This window comes from Enterobacter sp. IF2SW-B1, assembly GCF_001743375.1.
Lineage (GTDB): Bacteria > Pseudomonadota > Gammaproteobacteria > Enterobacterales > Enterobacteriaceae > Enterobacter > Enterobacter bugandensis.
This window is the reverse complement of sequence record NZ_MJAA01000013.1, coordinates 112,602-135,872: the sequence shown is the minus strand read 5'-3', so window position 1 is coordinate 135,872 and position 23,271 is coordinate 112,602. Positions and strand designations below refer to the sequence as shown.

The window sequence follows — 23,271 nt, the reverse complement described above, 5'->3', positions numbered from 1 at the left end:
GCATCAAGGACGTGGCCATCGACTTTTACCACCGCTACCCGGAGGACATTAAACTCTTCAGCGAGATGGGGTTTACCTGCCTGCGCGTTTCCATCGCCTGGGCACGCATCTATCCACAGGGTGATGAGCAGACCCCGAATGAAGCCGGTCTGGCCTACTACGACAGGCTGTTTGACGAGCTTCTGCAGCACGGAATTACGCCGATGGTGACGCTCTCCCACTATGAGATGCCCTGGAATCTGGTGACCCGCTATAACGGCTGGGCTGACCGCAGACTGATTGGTTTTTTCACTGACTACGCCGTCACGGTTTTCGGGCGCTACAGAGAGAAGGTCAAGCTGTGGCTGACCTTCAACGAAATCAACATGTCCCTKCACGCGCCGCTGACCGGAGTGGGCCTGCCTGAAGGCAGCAGTCAGGCTGATATCTATCAGGCTATCCACCATCAGCTGGTCGCCAGTGCCATCGTCGTGGGGCGGTGCCATGACATCATCCCGGATGCAAAAATCGGCAATATGCTCCTGGGGGGCCTGCTTTACCCGCTGACCTGCAAACCGGATGACGTGYTGAAAACGATGAATGAGAACCGCGGSTGGCTGTTCTTTGGCGACGTGCAGTGCCGCGGAGCCTACCCGGGGTACATGCTGCGCTTCTTCCGTGACAATAATATTGTGCTGGATATTACAGAGGAGGACCGCGAGCAGCTGAAGAACAACACCGTGGACTTCATCTCGTTCAGCTATTACAACAGCGGCTGTGCGACAACCGACGAGGACACCATCGANGGGTACATGCTGCGCTTCTTCCGTGACAATAATATTGTGCTGGATATTACAGAGGAGGACCGCGAGCAGCTGAAGAACAACACCGTGGACTTCATCTCGTTCAGCTATTACAACAGCGGCTGTGCGACAACCGACGAGGACACCATCGAAAAGTCGCGGGGTAACGTGCTGAGCATGATACAAAACCCGCTGCTGCCGGTGTCGGAGTGGGGCTGGACCATTGACCCGACGGGAATGCGCATCCTGTTAAACATGCTGTGGGATCGCTATCAGAAGCCGCTGTTCATTGCCGGAAACGGACTGGGTGCCAGAGACAAGCTTAACGAGGATATGACCGTCAATGATGATTACCGTATTAATTACATCAATAATCACCTGTATCAGGTTTATGAAGCAATCGAGGATGGCGTCGAAGTTATGGGCTTTACAGCATGGGCCCCCATCGATCTGGTCAGTAACGCCACCGCAGAGTTAGATAAGCGTTACGGCTTTATCTACGTTGACCATGATGACAGCGGTGATGGCGATTATGCAAGATATCCAAAGGATAGTTTTTACTGGTTTCGGGATGTCATTACTACGAACGGGGAAACCCTGATCCCTTTCCGGTGTCGTTGATTACAGTCCAACATTTACCGGTAACACTTTCTTTTATTTATAATGATATGGGATAATTTTTTATTCCGAGGGCAACACTAAACTTTCCGCGAGGAACTCTACAAATGATGAGGTTCTTGATGGAAGAACAATGTTTTTATAATAAACCGCATTGAGTGGTTCGCGGACACGCAGTTTCTCTTTTATATTAAGATTGACAAGATCACCCTTTGTAATATCATTTTTTACATACGGTTCTGGCAGGCAAGCAATACCCGACGAGTGAATGGCCAGCTGTCTTATAATCTCACTGTTTGAAGCGACAATGGATGGCTGAATTTTATAATAGTGTTCTTCGCCCGTATCCAGAGGCCAGTCATTCATTAAGGAGTTTTGTTTGTAACCTATCAGCCTGTGGCTTTTTAATGCATCAACTCGATGAGGCATACCATGCTCTGCAATGTATCGCGGAGAGGCAACAAACATCATCTGGCACAGCCCAAGTATCTTCGCATGTAAGCCGGAGTCTTTGAGTTTTCCGATGCAAACAGCAACATCACTTCTGTGTTCAAGCAAATCATAAACATTGTCATTTGAAATTATTTCAATTTCTATCTCAGGATAGCATTTCTGATATCGATGCAGAACCGGTGTAATGACGTGCAGTACAAGAGACGTGGACGCAATGATCCGAATCTTCCCGGATGGATGACGACGTTTCATGGTGACATGTTCTTCTGCATCCTCTACTGAAGCAATGATTTGTTTGGCATATTCCAGGAATGTCCTTCCTTCTTCAGTGGATTCCAGTCTCCGCGTTGAGCGTCTGACCAGTACTGTATCTAATTTCTCCTCCAGTCGTCGAAGCGCTCTGCTAACAGCTGATACGGTAAGATCCAGCTCATACGCAGCTCGTGATAATGTCCCTGTTTCTATAACAGCAATAAATATCTGCATTTCTGCTAAAGTTGTTTTCATCTTTGCCTTGAAGTCAAAAGTGTTTTAACGGCATAAATCTGTTCTTATTCACAGAGATATTTCAGTATTAATCCTTACATTTATCGATTAAGGATTTTTATGCCAATAGCACTCTTCGCTTTGACAATCAGCGCTTATGCTATCGGGACAGCTGAATTTGTCCTTGTTGGAATCATTCCCATCATTTCAGCTGATTTATCAGTTTCAGTACCGTCAGCGGGTCTGCTTGTCAGTCTCTATGCGCTGGGGGTGGCAGTAGGTGCACCTCTTTTAACTGCAGCCACAGGAAAAATGTCCCGCAAAACGCTTCTTCTGTGCCTGATGGTCGTTTTTACTCTTAGCAATTTGTATGCCTGGCAAGCTCCCGGGTTCGTTTCGCTGATTGTGGCGAGGATCATCACCGGCATGGCACACGGCGTGTTCTATTCCATTGCTTCAACCATCGCTGCCAGCCTTGTTCCAAAAGATAAAGCCACGAGTGCAATAGCTATCATGTTCGCCGGGCTGACCGTTGCTCTGGTCACCGGTGTTCCCCTGGGGACTTTCATCGCTCAGCACCTTGGCTGGAGAGCCACATTTTTGTCAGTGTCTGTTCTCGGGATGATCGCCTTTGCAGGCAGCTTGTTACTGATCCCTCGCGGCATAAAAAAATCTGAACCCACGCCAGTAAGATTTCTACTCAGGGTTCTGACAACCCCCCAACTGATACTGGCATATTCCCTGACAGCGGTCGGGTACGGGGGATCGTTTATAACGTTTACCTACCTTGCCTCTACTCTTGAGGAAATATCCGGATTTTCACCCGCTGCTGTAAGCGGTGTCATGCTGGTATACGGTTTTGCAGCTGCACTGGGTAATCTGTATGGCGGACGGATCTCTGACAAACACGGCCCTATTAATGCCCTGAAAATTATATTTTTATTACTGTCCCTGGTGTTGTTCGCTTTATATCTGACAGCATCTAATTCATGGCTGATGCTGGTCACTACATTTGTCTGGGGTGCTGCCGCATTTGCAAACGTCCCTGTACTGCAATATCTGGCTGTCAGGGAGGCTGAGAAATTCGTTCCTGAAGCTGTGGATGTGGCATCAGGGCTGAATATATCGGCCTTCAATATCGGTATCGCCGGCGGAACCTGGATAGGTGGCCTGGTCGTAATGCATTTCGGTCTCCTGCATACCACTTGGCTTGCCGGTGCGGTCGTTTTCTTCGCTTTCCTGCTCAGTATTTTCGCGGGAGCGCTACAAAAAAGGGAAAGAAGCACTGAAGCTGCGTACTGAAAACCGTCGTGAGCATCACCCATAAATTCATTTAGTTCCCAACGCATATAGCCTGAGTCCGGAGCTATGCTCCTCCTCAGGCTATAGCAGTTACGCTGAATAACAGACTGACTGGCAGTTAGGCATCGACAAAGAGAACTTTACCGTTGATAAATCCGTCAACAGAACGCTGGAACGCTTTTCCGACCAGTTTGCCCGGAACTGGCTGGAACCCTGGGAGCATAGGGCCGTAAACATCCCAGGCTTCTTCCAGTACGGTTGGGTTCACTACATTGATACGGATCCCGCGGGGCAGTTCGTTAGCCACACACTGTACAAATGTGTCGATAGCACCGCTGGTTGTTGCGTCAGCAATAGAGCCGGGGATAGGTTTCACATTATGAATGCCGGAAATTAAAGTGAATGAGCCGCGGTCGTTGATGTACTCAAGGCCAATTTTAACAACATTGATCTGACCCAGCATTTTGCTCTGGACAGTGAGCTCCCACTGCTCAGCTGTCATATCGACAAAATTAGCATACTCGCAGTGGCCAACGGCGTTAACAACAGCGTCAAAGGCGCCGACGTTTTTGAAAAGTGCTCTCAGGGATTCATGACTTGTAATATCTACCTGATAGTCCGTACCTTTTCCTGAGCGACTGGCGGTAATCACTTTGTGATCGCCCAAACCGGTCAGCGCCGCTTTGCCCATTTTCCCCTGAGCACCAATCAGAATTACAGTTTTCATTATTTACCTCGGATATGTTTATGAAAGACAGGAGAAATCATATATGGGTTATGATACAATTTAAATAAAGCAAACATTGTATGAGGTACAACTAAACATGGATTACATTGATATCAAACACATGCGTGTATTGTTACTGCTGGTTAAAGAACTTAATGTCTCAAGGGTAGCTTCAAAGCTGGATATCTCTCAGCAGGCGGTCAGTGCATATCTTAAAAGACTCAGAACCTATTTCGGCACCGAGCTGTTTGTACGCAGGAATGCAGGACTCGAGGCGACCGACTATGCCCTTTCTCTTGTGCCTAAAGTAGAGAAAATTCTGGATGAGGTTAGCCAGCTTCGTTCACCCCAGGTATTTGATCCGAACATTCAGGATTTCAGCATCTGCATAATGGCAAACGAATATGCTCAGCTTACTATTATCCCATCCTTACTGAAGACACTACATGCGCTGGCACCGCGTGCCAGCGTTGAAATCAAAGACTTCAATGCCAGTCAACATGTTGAATGTCTTAATTCCGGTGATGTCGATTTAGTGCTGGGTTTTTCGAATCATATTGATGTCGGACTGATACGCAAAAACATCCGGCGAGAAGAGTACTGCTGTGTGGTCAGACACGGTTCAGCTATTCCGGGAAAACTTGAAATGAACATGTCATTCTCGGATATTCCCGCCGTTAAGTTTGCTCCGAGTGCCGGTAACATTGAAAATCTGGTTGATGATTTTTTTGAAAAAGCCGGAATGAAAAATAACGTCATTGCTACGTTACCGTGTTATACGACGCTCGGCGCTTTTTTCACTGCGAATGACGCTATTGCATTCATTCCATCAGCGATAGGAGCACAGGGAAACTTCTGTAAACTGGAGACGGCAGAAAAAATGGTCCCGTTTGATGTTACTGTCGCCTGGCATCGGAAAAGTAATGATAATCCGCTCCGAGTATGGTTGACCAAAATACTGGAAATGACGACTATTTGCGGGGGCACGAATTGTGTTTAACATTTGCGATCAGTCAGAAAAACTGATCGGCCTATACAACATCAAATGGCATATAGCTATAGTTCCAGACTCCCTCTGAATTTTCTCCTGCTTTTGCATCAGCTCAAACTTATTCATTTGTAATCCTGGCTTTGATATTCAGAAGGAGGATTCTCATCGCCAGTTCTGATCCACTTAGTCAACAGATCATGCAACGTCTGTAGGTGGGATTCGACCTTCTTCCATTCGCTGTTCTGACATAAGCCAGTAAGGATTAGCGCAGGTTCCGACTTTACCTTTTTTCGGATCTCTGGTGAAGTAGTAAGGAGTTTATGCTGAATAATAATCATCATTGATGATAAAAATGAATTAATGCTAATCAAGCAAAAATAATGAATTATAATTGTATTTTTAGCATCAATACAGCATATCAGCCCAGTTCTTTCTTACTGGCCAGATTCAGTTAACTACACGTGATTGTCCGGTCAGGAGGTGACGGGATCTGCATTTATAGTATGAACTGAATCGCCACGGGTTTAACAGACACCTCAGAGTCATTTAAGATGGCTTAAAGAGAGGTGCCCATGAGCGGTAAGCGTTATCCCGAAGAGTTTAAAATTGAAGCAGTCAAACAGGTTGTTGATCGCGGTTATTCTGTTGCCAGCGTTGCAACACGTCTCGATATCACCACCCACAGCCTTTACGCCTGGATAAAGAAGTACGGTCCGGATTCTTCCACTAATAAAGAACAGTCAGATGCTCAGGCCGAGATCCGCCGTCTCCAGAAAGAGCTGAAGCGGGTTACCGACGAACGGGACATATTAAAAAAAGCCGCGGCGTACTTCGCAAAGCTGTCCGACTGAGGTACGCCTTTATCCGTGACAACACCTGTTGCTGGCCTGTTCGCCTGCTCTGTCGGGTGCTGGATGTTCATCCCAGTGGTTTTTACGCCTGGCTTCAGCAGCCGCATTCACAACGCCATCAGGCAGACCTAAGACTGACAGGACAGATTAAACAGTTCTGGCTGGAATCGGGATGCGTCTATGGTTATCGCAAAATCCATCTGGATCTGCGGGACAGCGGGCAACAGTGCGGAGTGAACAGAGTCTGGCGACTGATGAAACGTGTCGGGATAAAGGCTCAGGTTGGATACCGGAGCCCGCGGGCACGTAAAGGCGAAGCCAGTATCGTGTCGCCCAACAGGCTCCAGCGACAGTTCAATCCGGATGCTCCGGATGAGCGTTGGGTAACGGACATAACCTACATCAGGACCCACGAAGGCTGGCTGTATCTTGCCGTGGTTGTTGATCTGTTCTCACGCAAAATTATCGGCTGGTCCATGCAATCCCGGATGACAAAGGACATTGTCCTGAACGCACTGCTGATGGCTGTATGGCGGCGTAATCCCCAAAAACAGGTGCTGGTTCATTCGGATCAGGGCAGTCAATACACAAGCCATGAGTGGCAGTCGTTCCTGAAATCACACGGCCTGGAGGGCAGCATGAGCCGTCGCGGTAACTGCCATGATAATGCGGTTGAAGAAAGCTTTTTCCAGTTGTTGAAACGCGAACGGATAAAGAAAAAGCTCTACGGAACGCGGGAAGAAGCCCGCAGCGATATTTTTGATTACATCGAAATGTTTTATAACAGTAAGCGTCGGCATGGTTCTAGCGATCAGATGTCACCGACAGAATATGAAAACCAGTATTATCAACGGCTCGGAAGTGTCTAGATTATCCGTGGCGATTCAGATAAAAATCATGCCCGCAGACTCACGGCCATGCTGATGCTTCATCGGGGTGAACGGGTCAGCGATGTTGCCAGAACTCTCTGTTGTGCCCGTTCATCCGTTGGTCGCTGGATTAACTGGTTTACGCACTCAGGTATTGAAGGCCTGAAATCCTTACCCGCAGGGCGCTCCCGACGCTGGCCTTTTGAACATATCTGCACCCTGTTACGTGAGCTGATAAAGCATTCTCCCGGCGATTTTGGTTATCAACGTTCACGCTGGAGCACCGAATTACTGGCATTAAAAATCAATGAGATAACCGGTTGCCAGTTACATGCAGGAACCGTTCGCCGCTGGTTGCCATCTGCGGGGCTTGTATGGCGCAGGGCCGCGCCAACTCTGCGTATCCGTGACCCACATAAAGATGAAAAGATGGCGGTAATCCACAAAGCGCTGGATGAATGCAGCGCAGAGCATCCGGTATTTTATGAAGATGAAGTGGATATCCACCTTAATTCTAAAATCGGTGCGGACTGGCAGTTGCGCGGACAGCAGAAACGGGTAGTGACGCCGGGGCAGAACGAAAAATACTATCTGGCCGGCGCACTGCACAGTGGCACGGGTAAAGTCAGCTACGTGGGCGGCAACAGCAAAAGTTCAGCGCTGTTTATCGCTCTGCTGAAACACCTGAAAGCCACTTACCGGCGGGCGAAAACAATCACGCTGATCGTTGATAACTACATTATCCATAAAAGCCGCGAAACACAGCGCTGGTTGAAAGCAAATCCCAAGTTCAGGGTAATTTACCAGCCGGTTTACTCGCCGTGGGTGAATCATGTGGAACGGCTATGGCAGGCACTTCATGACACGATAACCCGTAATCATCAGTTCCGCTCAATGTGGCAGTTACTGAAAAAGGTCCGCCATTTTATGGAAACCGCCAGCCCATTCCCCGGAGGAAAACATGGTCAGGCAAAAGTGTAGCGGTATTAGGTGCAGCTATTTAGATGTGTTATGAGTTTAACCATGTAAAGTGGAGGCTGCTCTAAGAAAATCTTAACTTATCCACATCAACCATGAGCCTATTTTCCGGCATTACGCTGCGCCATCCCATGTCACCATCAGTCATCAACATATTCGAGTGCTGTGCGTTGTGTCAGGCGAGTAATCAACTCGCCAGCGCCGATACCGGTATGACGGGCGATGCGTTCCACCGGCAGTTCCTTGCCCCAAAAAATGACTTTATCTCCCACCTGATCCAGAGCCTTGGGACCGAGATCAACCGTGACCATGTCCATGGAAACCCGGCCAGCCAACGGTACTTCCCGGCCATTGACAAGCACAGGTGTGCCGTAAGGCGCGCTGCGGGGGTAGCCGTCGCCGTAGCCCATTGCTACCACACCGAGGCAGGTATCGCGCGTGCTGGTCCAGTCACCGCCATAGCCCACAGGTTCGCCTGCCTTATGCTCGCGTACTGCGATAAGGCAGGATGTCAGTGTCATGCAGGGTTCAAAGCCGAAGTCCGCAGCATCCTGAGTTACTATCGGTGACACGCCGTACAGGATGATACCGGGACGAACCTGGCCGCGATGGGCCTGTGGCCACAGAAGAATACCACTAGAGGCAGTGATGGATTGTACGCCGGGCTTACACTGGACGAATGCGTCGAAGCATTCCAGCTGACTGTGTGTGGTTTCTTCCTCAGGTTCGTCCGCACGGCAGAGGTGACTCATGATGTTGACTGGTTGCACTACGTTGCGGCAGTTGCACAACCTCTGATAGAATTCCTCAGCCAGGTCTGGACGGATGCCCAATCGATGCATGCCGGTATCCAGTTTCATCCACACCGTAATGGGGTGGGGCAGAACGGTCTGTTCAAGTGCGAAAAGCTGTTCAATATTATGCACGACGGTTTCAAAGTGATTCTCGGCCAGCAAAGGAAGCTCGTCTTTGGATAAGAATCCTTCCAGCAGCAGAATGGGTTTGGTGATGCCTTCCTGGCGCAGCACAAGCGCTTCCGACAGGCGGGCGACACCGTAACCGTCAGCATCCTTCAGGGCGAGGGCGGTTGCCAGGGCACCGTGGCCGTATGCGTTAGCTTTTATTACGGCGATTAATCGACTGTGTGGCGCCAGACGTCGCACCTGCTGCAGGTTGTGGCGTAAGGCACAACGGCTTATGACTGCGGTTGCTGTTTTCATTTCAAATCCTTATTGCTGACTCAACGTTGTATTGTGGTCTCACGTTGTTGTCGAAACGCGGCCATGACTTTTCGTGATTAATTTGCAGGTTGTTCAGTCCTATATATTCATATACGGGACTGAACAGTTTATTCATGGTCTATTCAGCAATAATGTTTCTATTAAAATACTGAGTTGAAAGTTTCAGTAGAGTTCCATCTTTTTTCATTTCATTCAGAGCATTATTTACCTGCTGCTGCAACTCTGTATCTTTCTGACGTAACCCTATACCAGTACCTTGTCCCAATGTGACAGGGTCTTTCAGTGAATCGCCGGCAAAGCTGAATTCTTTACCTTCATCTTTACTTAGAAATGCCTGCTGTGCTGTCTGTGATTCCTGAACTGCGCCATCCAGACGATCAGCGGATAAGTCCATGAATACCTGGTCCTGGTCCTGATAGGTAACGACATTTACTCCAGCGTTGGCCCAGTGCGCTTTAGCATAATCTTCTTGTGTCGTGCCCTGTTGCACGCCTACACTTTTACCTTTGAGACTTTCCACTGTCGGTAGTAATCCGGAGTTTTTCCTGGCGACCAGTTGGATCGGCATAATATAAATGGGATTGGTAAAGGAGATACTTTTCTGTCGTTTTTCTGTGATGTTCATTGATGAGTTGATGATGTCAATTTTTTTACTTACTAACGCGGGAATAAGTCCGTCAAAAGACATCTCCACCCAAACGCAATTAGCCTGAATTCGCTTACAGACTTCGTTGCCGATATCAATATCGAATCCAACCAGCTTGCCGTCAGGGGTTTTGCTTTCAAATGGCGCATAGGCCGGACTCAGACCGAGTTTTACTGTTTTCTGTTCTGCAGCATGAGCTGTGTTCAACATCATCGTCAGGGCAATTGCACCTGTCACAACCGTCATTGTCATATTCATATCGCTACTCTCTCATTATTTAGAATAATACTTTCCCCGCTGAGAACTGCGTGCACAGCGGTAGCTGGCCTTAGCTGAATCAAAGGCGCATTGATGCCTGTCTGACCTGTTTTGATTTGAACCGGGTTAATTGATATCAGAACTTACTATTCCTCCTTTTTATAACTGAACATATACCTGTCATCCTTCCGGTTGCAGGGGGGTTGGCTGCAACCCGAAATCTATGGGGTCTGTTTATTTCATTATTTCAGCGCACCGGATAAAAACTGACGAAGGCGCGGGCTTTGCGGGTTGCCAAATACCCCGGACGGAGGCCCTTGTTCTTCGATTTTTCCCTGATGCAGGAAGATAACTTGACTGGATACGTGACGTGCAAACTCCATTTCGTGGGTGACAACCACCATGGTTTTTCCTTCTTCTGCCAGCTGCCTCATGATTTTCAGCACTTCCCCCACCAGTTCCGGGTCCAGTGCCGAAGTGGGTTCGTCGAACAACAACACTTCCGGCTCCATCGCCAGAGCCCGGGCAATGGACACTCGCTGCTGTTGTCCCCCGGAAAGATTGGCCGGATATTTACTTTGCGCCCGTTCGTCAATGCCCACCTTGGACAGATATTTCATCGCCCGTTCCCGTGCGGATTCCTTACTGAGCCCTAACACGCGAACAGGGGCTTCCATCACATTTTCCAGCACGGTCAGATGACTCCACAGGTTGAAGTGCTGAAATACCATGGTCAGGCTGGTTCTCAGACGGCGTAGCTGATTTTTATCTGCTACCTTAAGTTGCCCGTCTTTGTCCCGTATCAGGTGGATCATCTCGTTATTCACGCTGATGGAGCCTTCGCTGGGTTTTTCAAGAAAATTGATACAGCGCAGGAAGGTACTCTTACCGGAGCCGGAAGAGCCGATAATGCTGATCACATCACCAGCCCTGGCTTGCAGGGAGACTCCCTTCAGCACTTCGTGCTCTCCGTAGCTTTTGTGCAACTCGACGACGTTTAATTTAGTTTCTGACATATGGATTACTCACTTTGCAGGCGAATGGGTCAGGTGTGACAACCAGCGTTTTTCCGCTTTGCGGAACAGGCTTATCAGCACAAATGAAATCATCAGGTACAGTGCCGCAGCGATACCGAAGGCGGTAAACGGTTGATAGGTGGCGGCATTGATGTCACGGGCGATTTTCAGCAGGTCCGGCACGGTAGCGGTAAAAGCCAGCGAGGTGGAGTGCAGCATCAGGATCACTTCGTTGCTGTACGCCGGCAGGGCGATACGCAACGCGGCGGGCAGGGTCAGGCAGCAGTACATTTTTGCTGGCGAGAAGCCATAGGCCCGCGCCGCCTCAATCTCGCCGTGATTCACTGCCCTGATGGCGCCCGCGAAAATTTCCGTGGTGTAGGCACAGGTGTTCAGCATGAGCGCCAGAAGGGTGCAATTGAGGCCGCTGCGGAAAAATGCATTCAGCAGTTCGCTGCCTTTCACCACTTCCAGGGTATACACGCCGGTGTAGAGTACCAGTAACTGAACATAGAGCGGCGTGCCGCGGAACACGTAAGTGAACAGCCAGATGGGCAGCGCGATAAATTTATTGCTGGATACCCGTCCAACCGCCAGGAGCAGCGCCAGTGCCCCGCCCAGAACTACCGAGATAACCAGCAGCCACAGGGTCATCGCCACGCCGGTAAAGCGATAGCCGTCAGTCCACAGCAGGGCGCGCCCGTATTCGTGGAGGATATCCATCATAATGCGGCCCTCTTCACGCCCACGGTGTAACGTCGTTCCAGCCACCACAACACGACATTGGATAATGTGGTGAAGAACAGGTATACCGCGGCGCAGACCAGTGCGAAGTAAAACGGCTGCCAGGTACTTTTCCCGGCCAGTTGAGTGGCTTTCACCAGGTCTTCCAGACCGAGCAGTGACACCAGGGCAGTGGCTTTGATCATGACCTGCCAGTTATTGCCGATGCCGGGCAGTGCGTAGCGCATCATGGCCGGAAACAGAATGTATTGAAAACGCTGCCTCCTGGCGAAGCCAAAGGCATCCGCTGCCTCAAGCTGCCCCCAGGGTACGGCCATAAAAGCGCCGCGGAAGGTTTCAATGAAGTAAGCCCCGTAGATAAAGGCCAGTGTCAAAATGCCGGCCACCATTGGATCGATGTCCATCTGGCTCAGCCCGAAGACCTCGGTGAATTTGTTAAAAGCAATCTGAAGTCCATAAAAGATCAGCAGCATAAGGACCAGATCCGGCACGCCCCTTATCAGGGTAGTGTAGGCCGACGTCAGTTTTACCACTGAAACGTTTTTCGACAGCTTTCCGGCGGCGCCCAGCATACCGATCGCCACCGCCAGTACCGCAGAACTCAGGGCGAGCTCCAGGCTGGTTAGCGCCCCCTGGAAAATTAGTTCACCAAAACCATGCAGCATTGTCTTTGTCTCCGCGTAACGAAAATGTCATTGTTGTTTTTATCCGGCAACGGATCACCGGAGGCGTTTTATGTCCCGGTTTCCTCTGCCAGCAGTAAACCGGCGCGTAGTCCGACGGTGACGTTGGGATTGGGAAACAGTATCCATTCGGTGCCGTGTTCCACCCGCCAGCATTCTCCTGGCAGCTCGCCGATCAGGGTGCCGGCCGGGAGTGGGGTGAAGTTCGGAACGTCAGCGTCCAGATGAAAACACAAGAGCTCGCTGTGTTTAATCAGCGACCGGTTTACCCTGAAATAACGCATGGGGTTGCCAGCACGAACCGGCAACGGCGCGTCTCCGATCAGGGCGCGCAACATGCTATCCACCGCACCAAACGAGCTGAGATCGTTCTCGCCAAAGCGCCGGGCGCCCCCTAGCTCAAGCGTGCAACTGTCTGCCCGTAGCTGTTCACTGGTGAAATGGCTGAAGGTGGCACCCGGTTCGGTATGTTGGACCAGCGCATCCAGACCGGCAGCATCCAGTGCCCTAAGCAAGGCCGCGCTGCCGTGGCGGGTCTGAAAAGGCAGCAGGCCGAAGCGCGGCAGGTGTGAAGCATGTCGGGTGGTGTGAAGATCGAAGTGCCAGCGTTCGATGTTGTCGCTATCGCTGTCCCGGGTGAAGAAGTCGGTCACGGTCTGCTCCAGCTCCTGGGCGCGTGCCGACTCTTCCCCACCAGGATATTGATGATGACGGCTGGAGAACAGGCGGTTGAGATCGTGAGTCAGGTAGCGTTGTCCGGCGCGGATGGCCGGTGGATTGCCGTACAGTACCAGAAGACGAGCGGCAAGCGGTAATCTACCCGCCAGCAGGTCATCTACTATCGCTGCAAGCAGTTCTACCGGGGCGGTTTCATTGCCGTGGATACCTGCCGACAGCACGATGGCGCGCTGGTAACCGGTATGGGGAACCAGCTCCAGTATTCCTTCCCCCCGCCAGTGCCAGGATAAGTTTTTTCCACCCTCACTGCGAACGTCCGGTACCATGCCACGAAGCGTCAGATCTAAAAAATTATTCATCATGCTTCTCTGTTCCCGCTCTGCGCATCATTAAGGTTGAGCCCTGGCGGCAAGGTGGCGGGCAGCGTCAGCGCTGCGCTTTCCAGCGAGGCCATCGGCCAGGCGCAGTAGTCGGCGGCGTAGAAGGCGCTGGCGCGATGGTTGCCCGAGGCCCCCACGCCGCCGAACGGCGCGGCGCTCGATGCGCCGGTCAACGGCTTGTTCCAGTTGACGATTCCGGCGCGCGCTTCCATCAGCAGGCGGTCGAACAGCGCCCGGTCTGGCGACACCAGCCCTACAGCCAGCCCGAAGCGAGTGTGGTTGGCGAGACGCAGCGCATCATCGAACTCGTCATAGCGCGTCACGCAGGTCAGCGGACCGAAATACTCTTCGTCCGGCACGCCATCGACGCCGGTGATATCGAGGATGCCCGGCATCAGCAGCGCGTTGTTATCCTCCGGCCGGGTCATCGCCAGCAGCGGCGTCGCGCCCAGTTCCAGCAGTGCCTGCTGTACCGCCATCATGCGTTCCGCCGCTTGCGCGGAAATTACCCCGCCCATAAACGGCTGCGGCTCCGCGTCCCAGCGACCAGCGCGCAGGCGACCCGCCACGGTGACCAGCCGTTGCAGGAATGCGTCGCCCGCCGCGCCGTGCTTGACCAGCAGACGACGGGCACAGGTGCAACGCTGCCCGGCGGAGATAAAGGCGGACTGGATAGTCAGGTTGACCGCCGCGTTCACGTCGGTAACCTCATCGATAATCAGTGCGTTGTTGCCGCCCATCTCCAGCGCCAGAATTTTTTCCGGCTGACCGGCCAGTTGGCGGTGCAGCTGGTAGCCGGTACCGGCGCTGCCGGTGAACAACAGGCCGTCGATCGCCGGGCTGGCGGCCAGCGCCACGCCAGTGTCCCGTCCTCCCTGCACCAGATTCAGCACGCCCTTCGGCAGTCCGGCTTGTTGCCACAGCTTAACTGTCTCTTCAGCGGTGAACGGCGTCAGCTCGCTTGGTTTGAACACCACGCAGTTACCCGCCAGTAGTGCGGGGACGATGTGGCCGTTAGGCAGGTGTCCGGGGAAATTGTAGGGGCCAAACACCGCCAGTACTCCGTGCGGACGATGCCGCAGCGTGGCCGCGCCGTCGGTCATCGGGGTATGGCTGTCGCCGGTGCGCTGCTCAAGGGCGCGTAGCGAGATGTCAACCTTGCCGATCATCGACTGCACTTCAGTCAGCGTTTCCCAGCGCGGCTTGCTGGTTTCGCGGCTGATGACTTCCGCCAGTTGCGCCTTGTGTTGTTCCAGCAACGTGGCGAAACGCTCAACCACAGCCGTGCGCTGCCCCAGCGTCAGCCGCGCCCACACGGGGAACGCCGTGCGCGCCGCATCACAGGCGTCGGCGATGTCTGCCGAATCCGCCGCCCGGCCCCGCCACAGCGGCTGGTTATCCAGCGGATCGGTCTTGATAAATTCAGCACTGCGGCCATGCCGCCACTGACCTGCGATATAGAGTGAAGGATGCAACATTTACAGGTTCTCCAGCGGATTGAGGGAAACCACCCGAACGCGATCGCCTGTCTTGATTTCCAGCGCGTCCGCTGTGGACGGCGTCAGGTACAGAACGCCTTCGGGAGAAAAATGGCCGAGTGCTAACGTCGCGCGATAGTTGAGGTAGCGATCATTGGCGACCAGCAGCGTGGAGTCAGGTGTCGATACTGGCGCTTCGTTGGTCGACACCGTGACTTTGCGGCTTTCTTTTACTACCCGCAGTTCGTCCAGTTCCGCCTCAAGCGTGGCGCCGCCGTCAAAGATGTCCACGTAACCGCGGTGGCGCAGCCCTTCGGTCTCCAGCAGTCGGCGGGCCGGAACAGTATCCGGGTGAACCTCCCCAATCACGGCTCTGGCTTCTTCGGGGAGAAAATCGATATACAACGGATACCGGGGCATCAGCTCGGCGATAAATGCTTTCTGGCCGATACCGGTCAGGTAGTCGGCGTGGGCGAAGTCCATGGCAAAAAATCGGTTGCCGAGCCCCTCCCAGAACGGTGAGCGTCCGTTGCTGTCACTGTAGCCGCGCATTTCCGCCACTACGCGCTGGGCGAAGCAGTCGCGGAACGCGGCAAGAAACAGAAACCGTACTTTGGAGAGTAATTTGCCGTTATGGCTATGCCGCCACTCCGGGTCGAGATACAGCGTGCATAATTCTGTACAACCTGTATGGTCATTACTGAGAAATAATGTTTGATGCGAACTGTACACGTTCAGTGAGGTGCTGGCGTGCACAAGTGGCGCAACCCGGAAGTTGTACCAGGGTTCGTGTAACCCCACGGCAACTTCGAGGGCACTGATGCCCACGACACGGCCGCTATCTGTGTCTTCCAGCACAAACAGGTAACCCTGTTCACCACGGGGGCGCAGGCCCTGCCAGGTTTCCTGAGAACGAGTGATGCGCCCGGCCAGAATATCTTCATTTTGCGGCAGGGAAGTGAGTCCAACACCGGATTTGCCGGCCAGTGCCATCAGTGCAGGCAGATCGCGGGACTCAACGGGACGAATAACCATCATCGTGCATCACTCCCGGTTGCGGCGGCGAGGCGTTCCGCGGCGTGGGCAAACCGGGCCAGCCCCTCACGCACATCGGCCTCGGGGATGATCAGCGAGGGGGCAAAACGCACCACTTCGGACCCGGCGATTAGCGCCATCAATCCCTCTTCTGCGGCATAGCTGGTGAGCCGTTTAGCCTGACCGGCGAAGGCCTGATCCATCACGCAGCCGATCAGTAATCCACGGCCGCGGATCTCGCTGAACAGCGGGAATCTGGCGTTAATCTCTTGTAATCCTTCGATAAACCAGTGGTGGCGTAGGGCCACGCCGTCCAGCACCTCAGGAGTATTAATCAACGCCAGTACCGTACCGGCAACGGCGCTGGCTAAGGGGTTACCACCCCAGGTAGTACCATGTGTGCCTGCGCTGAAAGCGGGGGCAAACCGATCGGTGGTGAGCATGGCACCGATCGGAAATCCGCCGCCCAGTGCTTTGGCGCTGGTCAAAATGTCTGGTATGACGCCGTATTCCATATACGCGTACAGCGCGCCGGTGCGGCCGACGCCGGTCTGTACCTCATCAAAAATCAGCAGCGCACCGTGGCGGTCACACAACTTACGCAGCCCTTGCAGGAAAGCCGTGTCCGCAGGCAGCACGCCGCCTTCGCCCTGAATCGGCTCGACGATCACGGCACAGGTCTGGTCGTCGATCGCTGCTGCAGCTGCGGCCAGATCGTTGAACGGTACATGCTCGATGCCGCCCGGCAGCGGCGAGAAGTCTTTCGCGTATTTCGGCTGACCGCCCACGCTGACGGTAAACAGCGTACGGCCGTGGAAGGCGTTGCAGAACGCCAGAATGCGGGTTTTGTTCGGCACACCGCTATCGCAGGCCACTTTCCGCGCCAGTTTCAGCGCTGCTTCGTTGGCTTCCGCACCGGAGTTGCAGAAGAACGCCTTGTCGGCAAAGGTGGCGTCAATCAGCTGTTTCGCCAGCCGCAACACCGGCTCGTTGGTGTAGCCATTGCCCAGATGACAGACGCTGGCCGCCTGGGTTTGCAGAGTCGCCAGCAACTGAGGATGAGCATGCCCGAGTGCATTCACCGCGATACCGCCAGCGAAATCGATATACTCTTTTCCGTTCTGGTCCCATACACGGGAGCCTTGCCCGCGTACGGGAATGAACGGGGCAGGGGAATATACCGGAACCATATATCTGTCAAAATCTTCGCGGTGTACCGCATTCGCATGCTGGGACATAAGACCTCCTGGCGATTAAACGTGAAGTGATAAACGGCTAAGGTTTTCACTATGCATAATTAAGAGCATCGGAATTACGACAAATATGCATATCAAAAAATAATGCATGCCGTGCTTGCAAATAAAAAACAATATGCACTACAATGGATCTCACTGGTGGTGCAATGCACCAAAATGAATCACCTAAGCAAAAATATAACAAACCACTAAAAGACTCTGTTTTTTGTCAGCATTGCACGAAAGATTTATTTGTAAAAAATAATGTATGACCTTTAACCCCTGGATTTAAATACAGGAGTCAACCCATGACATGCTTTGTTGCATGTGTACAAAATATGGCGATATTTCGCCATTTTTTAACACGAGTATTTTTTTCTAACGCCGTGGGCTGAATATTTCACCAACCATACATCTCGCCCCGCCACCGCCGAGTTGTTCAATAATATCCAGAGACGGAGCGACAATAGTAGCGTAATCTGAAAGAATATGCCGCTGAGAGTCAGTAAACGCCTGCCAGGCTCTCTTTGACATCGCCAGAATAGGATGTCCATTATTTTCGGCATGCAATTCGATAATGTTGCCGCAGAAGTTTTCTGTCTGTGTCAGGGTAATATCGATAATTTCTTTACCTGCCTGACGTAGCCCATTATAGAGTACGGCGGCTTCTTGACGGTTTCTGATCGCTTCAAAGCAAACCACCGCGTATTTTTTGCCGATGCTCATCATTACATTGGTGTGATAAATCGGTTGTTGTCTGCGGTCGTCAGCGTTAAACCACATTGCGCGGTAACCGGTAATTTCTTCTACCGACGTCATGACATGTGGCGAACTTCGCGAAGAGCGACAAACCCAGGCGATTTTATTCTCGTGATCGCACACCATAGAACCCGTGCCTTCAAGAAATTCCCCTTGTTGCTCAAACGCCGAAAGATCAATGACCTGGTTAATAGTGAAGTGTTCTGACAGTGTGGCGATCAGTTCAGGATTTCGTTCTTTGCGACGATTTGGCGCTTCCATTGGGTAGAGGATGGCCTCGCCCTGCTGACCCAGCGTCAGCCAGTTGTTGGGGAACAACGAATCAGGGGTATCCGTTCCCGTGGGGTCGTCGAAAACATGTACGTCGACACCCGCTTGTTGCAGGGTGTCGACATAGCAGGTGAATTCGGCAAGCGCAAGGGATTGTGCGGCATCAGGAATTTGCGCGGTCTGCTGGAAATAATTTGTGACGGCGGTTTCCTGATTAACGGTAAAGGACGCGGGACGAACCATGAAAATACGACTGGTGGTTTGCATTTTTCACCTAGGCTGACAAGGGCTATTTGATATAACTAAACAAATCACGAGGATCGGCAGGCTGTGGCACTAATTCGATTTTTTCACCAATACGATATTTTTCAGACAGATGCCTGATATAGCGCAGGGTGGAAAAATCTTCGATGGCGAACCCCACTGAATCGAAAACAGTCAGCCCGTGCTGGAAATCACGATTATTAACATTACCGTTAATAATTTTCCAGAGTTCGGTAACAGCGAAACTGGCTGGCATATTTTGAATTTCACCTTCAATTCGGCTTTGAGGCTCATATTCAACCACTACCCTGGCACGGTTAATGATATCGGGATGAATTTCCGTTTTCCCAGGGCAGTCACCACCGACAGCATTTATATATACATTGTCGGATATCATCTCGGGCTTGATAATGGTGGCATTCTTTTTGTCCGCCGTGATCGTGGTGATAATATCCGCGCCTTGAACTGCTTCTGCCACCGAATCGGATATGTGTAGATGAATCGCCTGATACTCTGTAAGATTATTTTTTAGTTTTTCAGAAGCTCTGGGATCAATATCGTAAAGACGGAAGTGATTAATGCCGAGCAACGTGTGGAATGCCAGAATCTGGAATTCGCTTTGTGCACCGTTCCCAATCACCGCCATGGTCCTGACATGATGTGGCGCAAGATATTTTGCGGCCAGTACTGATGTGGCAGCAGTACGTAACGCTGTAGCCAGCGTAAGTTCACTTAACAGCAGGGGATAGCCGGTGTCTGTTTCTGCGAGTGCCCCAAATGCCATGACCGTCAGATTATTTTTATCCGCGTTCGACGGATGCCCGTTAACGTATTTAAATCCGTAGAGGATTTCGCTGGCAGTTGGCATCAGTTCTATAACGCCCAGCGCTGAATGATTGGCGACCCGCCGGCATTTCTGGAAATGAGCCCAGTTCCGATAATCATCTTCTATAAATCCAGTCAGCTCTGTAATGAACTGCTGCACACCGGTCTTTCTGATCAGTTGCTGCATATGTGAAATATCAATGAAAGTCGTCATTATTCTGTCTCAGTTTTGGTATGCATTCAGAATAGCGATCATTGTGTAAGGTGCACAGTTGACAGAATGAATCAAATTGCATTATTTTTTATCAAATTTTATACACTTATGGAGCAATTTGTTCATGGGAGACATTGACCACAGAATCATCACACTGTTAAGAGACAATGCTCGTATCCCGGTCAGTGAAATTGCTACACGTATCGGCGTATCACGCGCAACGGTGCAGAAGCATCTTGATCAGATGGAAGCGAACGGCACCATCAGCGGTTACACTGTACGCATACGGCAGGAACCGGAGACGGACCTTATACGGGCCTGGATGAGTATTGCGATTGAAGGTAATAAGGCGCAAAAAATCATTCATCAACTCCAGGGAGAAGCAGCAATAGCAACGCTGCATACAACAAATGGCCGCTGGGATATCCTGGTAGAAATTCACACCCGCAGTCTTGAAGAGTTTGACAAGGTTTTAGGGGGGATTCGGCGCATCCCTGGGGTGGCAAATACAGAAACAAGTATTCTTCTTTCTACTCGTAAAATGTGATACTGGTTTAGAATATATCCCTGTCAAAAACCATATTTGGACTAAATTTTCATCCTAAAGCGGGTCACGGATACGCAAGGTTGGTGCGACTCTGCGCCAGACTAATTCAGCCAATGGCAACCAGCGCCTGAGCGTTCCAGCATGTAACCTGCATCCGGTTATATCTTTGATTTTTATTGCCAGTAGCTGTGTACTCCAGCGTTAACTTTGGTAACCAAAGTCGCCGGGAGAATGCCTTATCAGATCACATAACAGGGTGTAGATATACTCGAAGGGCCAACGTCGGGAGCGTCCTGCGGGCAAGGATTTTAGGCCTTCAACACCTCATTGTGTAAACCAGTTAATCCAGCATCCAACGGATGAACGGGCACAACTGAGTGTTCTCGCAACATCACTTACCCTGTTTCTGCTGTGCCAGCCTCAGAACGGCACCCAGTCGTTTGTTATCGACAACCGCCCCCTGAGTTTCTTCATCGATCCGGTTGTTTGCAGGACGTCCACGGCGGGAAGATGCAAACGCGGTTGCGCCATCTGTCCGGTACAGGCGCACAAGACGCTGCACCTGACGAACACCGAGTTCAAGAATATCTGCAGCGTCGCGCTGAAGCAAAGCCCGGTCAAATACTCGCTGAATGATGCCAAGCCGGTAAAGTTCTTTGTCTGTCATAGTCACCAACATAAGATCGCGGTCCTGTGCTGAGCAAAATGAAGGCTTAGCGTACACGACGCGTGTGAATTGTGCTCAGACGACAATAACGCTTTGCGCTTACACCATGTGTCAAAGCTCAATTGAAATGTCCGTTATCCGGCTCAATTAAAATGACCACTTTGATCTCTGATTCTCTTTACTGATAGACTTTCCTCCGACTGAAACAACAGGATGATTGAGCCCATGCTTCGATACGAGTTAACGCCGAACAATGCAGGTTTTATACTGTGGGGAGATTCAGGGGGCCAGTCTACTAACATCGCGGTGTATTAATCAACGAGGATCAGGTCAATATGGCCAAGTTTACTGAGCAGTCGCAGCAGCTGACCGGTGCCGCGAGAGCTGAATATCTCGAAATAGGAAGAGCATTCCGTGTGGGCTGTAACTTAAAGATCAGAACTTAAGTGATTAGCAACCAGGGTCTGACCTGCTCCCCACTGCTTAACATGCGTCGTAGTAAGTATGCATTCCGAACTTCCGCTGTTCGCTCATAACGGACTGCGCTCACTTATTGCAGTGAGCGTTACCTTGTGTTTGATGCCAGCCTGGTATAGTCAGGTTGACAGTACCGGTTTCAGGTCTTCGTCATTAAAAACGGTTCCGGTCTTCAGGACGCCATAACACCAGTGCACCAGTTTCCGCATCAGCGCGCCAATGGCCACCATTTTAGGTTTACCCCGCAGGCACATCTCATCGTAAATATTACGCATTCGCTTATTGTAGATTTTTCCGCACAGGGCGGACATGTAAAGCTTCGCTCTCAACTGAGGGGGGCCGATTTTCGACATCCGCGGCCGGCGCCGGACCGATGTGCCTGAGCGTTTCTCGATCGGCACCACGCCCAGAAAGGCGGCAGCCTGCTCAGCCGATACAAAGTTATGGCTGCGAAGCACGATCAGCATATGCATCCCCAGCTGGGGACCAACCGATTTAATTGAGGTCAGCAGTGTATAATCACGCCTCAGTGCAGGGCTGGCTTTGATATGTGCTTTTATCTGCCGCTCGATATTACTTATCTCCTCGCGCAGAAGCTGCGCCATACGCCTGCAGGAACTGATAATATCTGCAGGTGTGTCTGTCGACAGGTATTTTTCCAGTCTGTTCTCCTCACGCAGGGCATCACCCAGCAGAACATCCCGCCGTCGCAGGAGTGCACCGAGATATCTGATTTCGGGTGCCGGCGGCTCCCAGCGGTGTGGCTTCTTAAGGAATGCGTAACAGGCCAGCATATACGCATCCACCTTATCCGTTTTTGTCATGATTCCCATGCCACGCGCAAACTCCCGACTACGGTGAGGGTTGGCCAGAGAAACCCGGAAACCGGCATCATGTAATTCAGTGGCCAGCTGTTCGTGATAAACACCGGTAGCTTCCATTACCACATGAACATCTTCCGGACTGCAATGTTGAAGCCTGAGCCAGTGAAGAATATTTTCAACTGAATGTCTGTTATTCTGGATGTTACGGGTTTTTATGCGTCCTTTGATACCGTCATAAAGCATGCAAAGATCCAGGGTGTTTTTACTTACGTCAATGCCGACTGGAAACATGGTCAAACTCCTCTCACATAAACCGTCACGCCTGTTCGCCTTGTACATACGGAGTCGAGCTCCCGGTAACCGTTCAACCTGATGTGCTGGCGTGAAAGGTGAAGCAGAGGGCCATGTGCTGCAAATCAAGGTTCAGCGGTGCCGACTTTTCTGACCTTAAGGGAAGGGGGCGGCTCACTCTGCTTCAGTGGTGGTAGCTAATCACCACAAACTGTTAGATACAAGGGAAGGGGGTCGGTGAGGCAGAACCTGTCAACACAGTAGCCGGCTGCGCCGGGCGACGGCGCCATTTGCCCGCAGTACTCCATGCAGCTTCAGCTGGCGCCTCCATGCCGCTGACGCGGCATTCAGAAGCTTCCCGATGCTGTAAGTCTTAACGTCTGCTTAGTGCCAGAAGCGGACGTTAATATTTTGGAAAATTTATAGTGCTTAACAGCAAAGTGTTGTAGCAAATTCACCTCTAATGACTGTTCCAGTACATAATGGATTGACCAACCGTCTTGTTAAAAACTTAATGGATTTTCCATCTTATCCAGTTCCCGGAAGATTGCTTCGTCCTGTATCGAAGTAACAGATGCGATGAGTAATGATGTAAAGCTGGCAGCAAGCATGGATTGCTCAAGTTGTATATCGAACGTGCACTCTTTTGGGTTCGCTTTGCCTCTGAATGGTGCAAAAGTAC

21 protein-coding genes and 1 pseudogene are annotated in these 23,271 nt (G+C 51.4%); 6 read left to right on the top strand and 16 right to left on the bottom strand.

The genetic code is table 11. The features are described 5' to 3' along the window. Positions 1-2: 2 nt before the first annotated feature. Positions 3-1,403: a glycoside hydrolase family 1 protein gene (locus tag A6013_RS27640; RefSeq protein ID WP_254677891.1), complete on the top strand. Its 1,401-nt coding sequence runs from the start codon at positions 3-5 to the stop codon at positions 1,401-1,403. A gap of 60 nt (positions 1,404-1,463) precedes the next feature. On the opposite strand, the gene A6013_RS21890 is transcribed toward A6013_RS27640, so the two are convergent. Then, complete coding sequence (locus A6013_RS21890; RefSeq protein WP_053065097.1) at positions 1,464-2,360, bottom strand: LysR family transcriptional regulator; 897 nt, start codon at positions 2,358-2,360, stop codon at positions 1,464-1,466. A 99-nt stretch (positions 2,361-2,459) separates the two neighbouring features. Here A6013_RS21890 and A6013_RS21885 point away from each other — a divergent pair, with 99 nt between their 5' ends. Then, positions 2,460-3,641, top strand: coding sequence for an MFS transporter (locus A6013_RS21885; protein ID WP_069733760.1), 1,182 nt, complete (start codon positions 2,460-2,462; stop codon positions 3,639-3,641). Positions 3,642-3,759: 118 nt separating this feature from the next. On the opposite strand, the gene A6013_RS21880 is transcribed toward A6013_RS21885, so the two are convergent. Beyond that, entirely contained in the window at positions 3,760-4,368 is a 609-nt protein-coding gene (locus A6013_RS21880; protein WP_023345578.1) for a short chain dehydrogenase, read from the bottom strand. A 97-nt stretch (positions 4,369-4,465) separates the two neighbouring features. On the opposite strand from A6013_RS21880, the gene A6013_RS21875 reads away from it, so the two are divergent. The 3 genes from A6013_RS21875 to A6013_RS21855 all read left to right on the top strand — a co-directional run bounded on the left by A6013_RS21875 (position 4,466) and on the right by A6013_RS21855 (position 8,060). Beyond that, positions 4,466-5,368, top strand: a complete 903-nt coding sequence (locus tag A6013_RS21875) for a LysR family transcriptional regulator (RefSeq protein ID WP_023345577.1) — start codon at positions 4,466-4,468, stop codon at positions 5,366-5,368. Between the two features lie 563 nt (positions 5,369-5,931). Further along, a protein-coding gene (locus tag A6013_RS21860; RefSeq protein WP_102863719.1) for an IS3 family transposase occupies positions 5,932-7,079 on the top strand; the annotation gives its coding sequence in 2 pieces (ribosomal slippage) (positions 5,932-6,169 and positions 6,169-7,079; 1,149 coding nt in all). After that, complete coding sequence (locus tag A6013_RS21855; RefSeq protein WP_071787701.1) at positions 7,080-8,060, top strand: IS630 family transposase; 981 nt, start codon at positions 7,080-7,082, stop codon at positions 8,058-8,060. A 137-nt stretch (positions 8,061-8,197) separates the two neighbouring features. Here the strand turns inward: A6013_RS21855 and alr are convergent, their stop codons facing one another. The 11 genes from alr to A6013_RS21800 form a co-directional block, all read right to left on the bottom strand. Then, entirely contained in the window at positions 8,198-9,277 is a 1,080-nt protein-coding gene (gene alr, locus A6013_RS21850) for an alanine racemase (protein ID WP_023345572.1), read from the bottom strand. Between the two features lie 139 nt (positions 9,278-9,416). Beyond that, positions 9,417-10,190, bottom strand: a complete 774-nt coding sequence (locus A6013_RS21845) for a lysine/arginine/ornithine ABC transporter substrate-binding protein (protein ID WP_370738809.1) — start codon at positions 10,188-10,190, stop codon at positions 9,417-9,419. A gap of 254 nt (positions 10,191-10,444) precedes the next feature. Next, positions 10,445-11,218, bottom strand: a complete 774-nt coding sequence (gene hisP, locus A6013_RS21840; RefSeq protein ID WP_069733757.1) for a histidine ABC transporter ATP-binding protein HisP — start codon at positions 11,216-11,218, stop codon at positions 10,445-10,447. A gap of 9 nt (positions 11,219-11,227) precedes the next feature. Beyond that, positions 11,228-11,944, bottom strand: a complete 717-nt coding sequence (locus A6013_RS21835; protein WP_023345569.1) for an ABC transporter permease — start codon at positions 11,942-11,944, stop codon at positions 11,228-11,230. Next, on the bottom strand, positions 11,941-12,627 hold the full coding sequence (hisQ, locus tag A6013_RS21830; protein WP_023345568.1) for a histidine ABC transporter permease HisQ: 687 nt from the start codon (positions 12,625-12,627) through the stop codon (positions 11,941-11,943). The genes A6013_RS21835 and hisQ overlap by 4 nt, the downstream gene beginning before the upstream one ends. 68 nt (positions 12,628-12,695) lie before the next feature. Continuing rightward, positions 12,696-13,682, bottom strand: a complete 987-nt coding sequence (gene astE / locus A6013_RS21825; RefSeq protein WP_032638114.1) for a succinylglutamate desuccinylase — start codon at positions 13,680-13,682, stop codon at positions 12,696-12,698. After that, positions 13,682-15,181: a succinylglutamate-semialdehyde dehydrogenase gene (astD, locus tag A6013_RS21820; protein WP_023345566.1), complete on the bottom strand. Its 1,500-nt coding sequence runs from the start codon at positions 15,179-15,181 to the stop codon at positions 13,682-13,684. Before astD ends, astE begins: the two co-directional genes overlap by 1 nt. After that, the gene (gene astA, locus A6013_RS21815) at positions 15,182-16,219 is read right to left on the bottom strand and encodes an arginine N-succinyltransferase (protein ID WP_023345565.1); all 1,038 of its coding nucleotides are present in this window, start codon (positions 16,217-16,219) and stop codon (positions 15,182-15,184) included. Further along, positions 16,216-17,454, bottom strand: coding sequence for a bifunctional succinylornithine transaminase/acetylornithine transaminase (locus tag A6013_RS21810; protein ID WP_023345564.1), 1,239 nt, complete (start codon positions 17,452-17,454; stop codon positions 16,216-16,218). Before A6013_RS21810 ends, astA begins: the two co-directional genes overlap by 4 nt. A 375-nt stretch (positions 17,455-17,829) precedes the next feature. Further along, on the bottom strand, positions 17,830-18,747 hold the full coding sequence (gene ctlX / locus A6013_RS21805; protein ID WP_023345563.1) for a citrulline utilization hydrolase CtlX: 918 nt from the start codon (positions 18,745-18,747) through the stop codon (positions 17,830-17,832). A 22-nt stretch (positions 18,748-18,769) separates the two neighbouring features. After that, the gene (locus A6013_RS21800) at positions 18,770-19,783 is read right to left on the bottom strand and encodes an ornithine cyclodeaminase (protein WP_023345562.1); all 1,014 of its coding nucleotides are present in this window, start codon (positions 19,781-19,783) and stop codon (positions 18,770-18,772) included. 124 nt (positions 19,784-19,907) lie between these two features. On the opposite strand from A6013_RS21800, the gene A6013_RS21795 reads away from it, so the two are divergent. Next, a complete protein-coding gene (locus A6013_RS21795; protein WP_023345561.1) occupies positions 19,908-20,330 on the top strand; it encodes an Lrp/AsnC family transcriptional regulator in 423 nt (140 codons plus the stop codon). A gap of 60 nt (positions 20,331-20,390) precedes the next feature. Here the strand turns inward: A6013_RS21795 and A6013_RS25515 are convergent. From A6013_RS25515 to A6013_RS21785, 3 genes and pseudogenes are all read right to left on the bottom strand, one after another. Then, positions 20,391-20,744: pseudogene (locus A6013_RS25515) on the bottom strand (IS630 family transposase); the annotation flags it as partial. Then, complete coding sequence (locus tag A6013_RS21790; RefSeq protein WP_172616466.1) at positions 20,722-20,997, bottom strand: helix-turn-helix domain-containing protein; 276 nt, start codon at positions 20,995-20,997, stop codon at positions 20,722-20,724. The pseudogene A6013_RS25515 and the gene A6013_RS21790, both read right to left, overlap by 23 nt. Positions 20,998-21,593: 596 nt before the next feature. Beyond that, positions 21,594-22,589, bottom strand: a complete 996-nt coding sequence (locus A6013_RS21785) for an IS110 family transposase (protein ID WP_023345558.1) — start codon at positions 22,587-22,589, stop codon at positions 21,594-21,596. Positions 22,590-23,271: the final 682 nt, after the last annotated feature.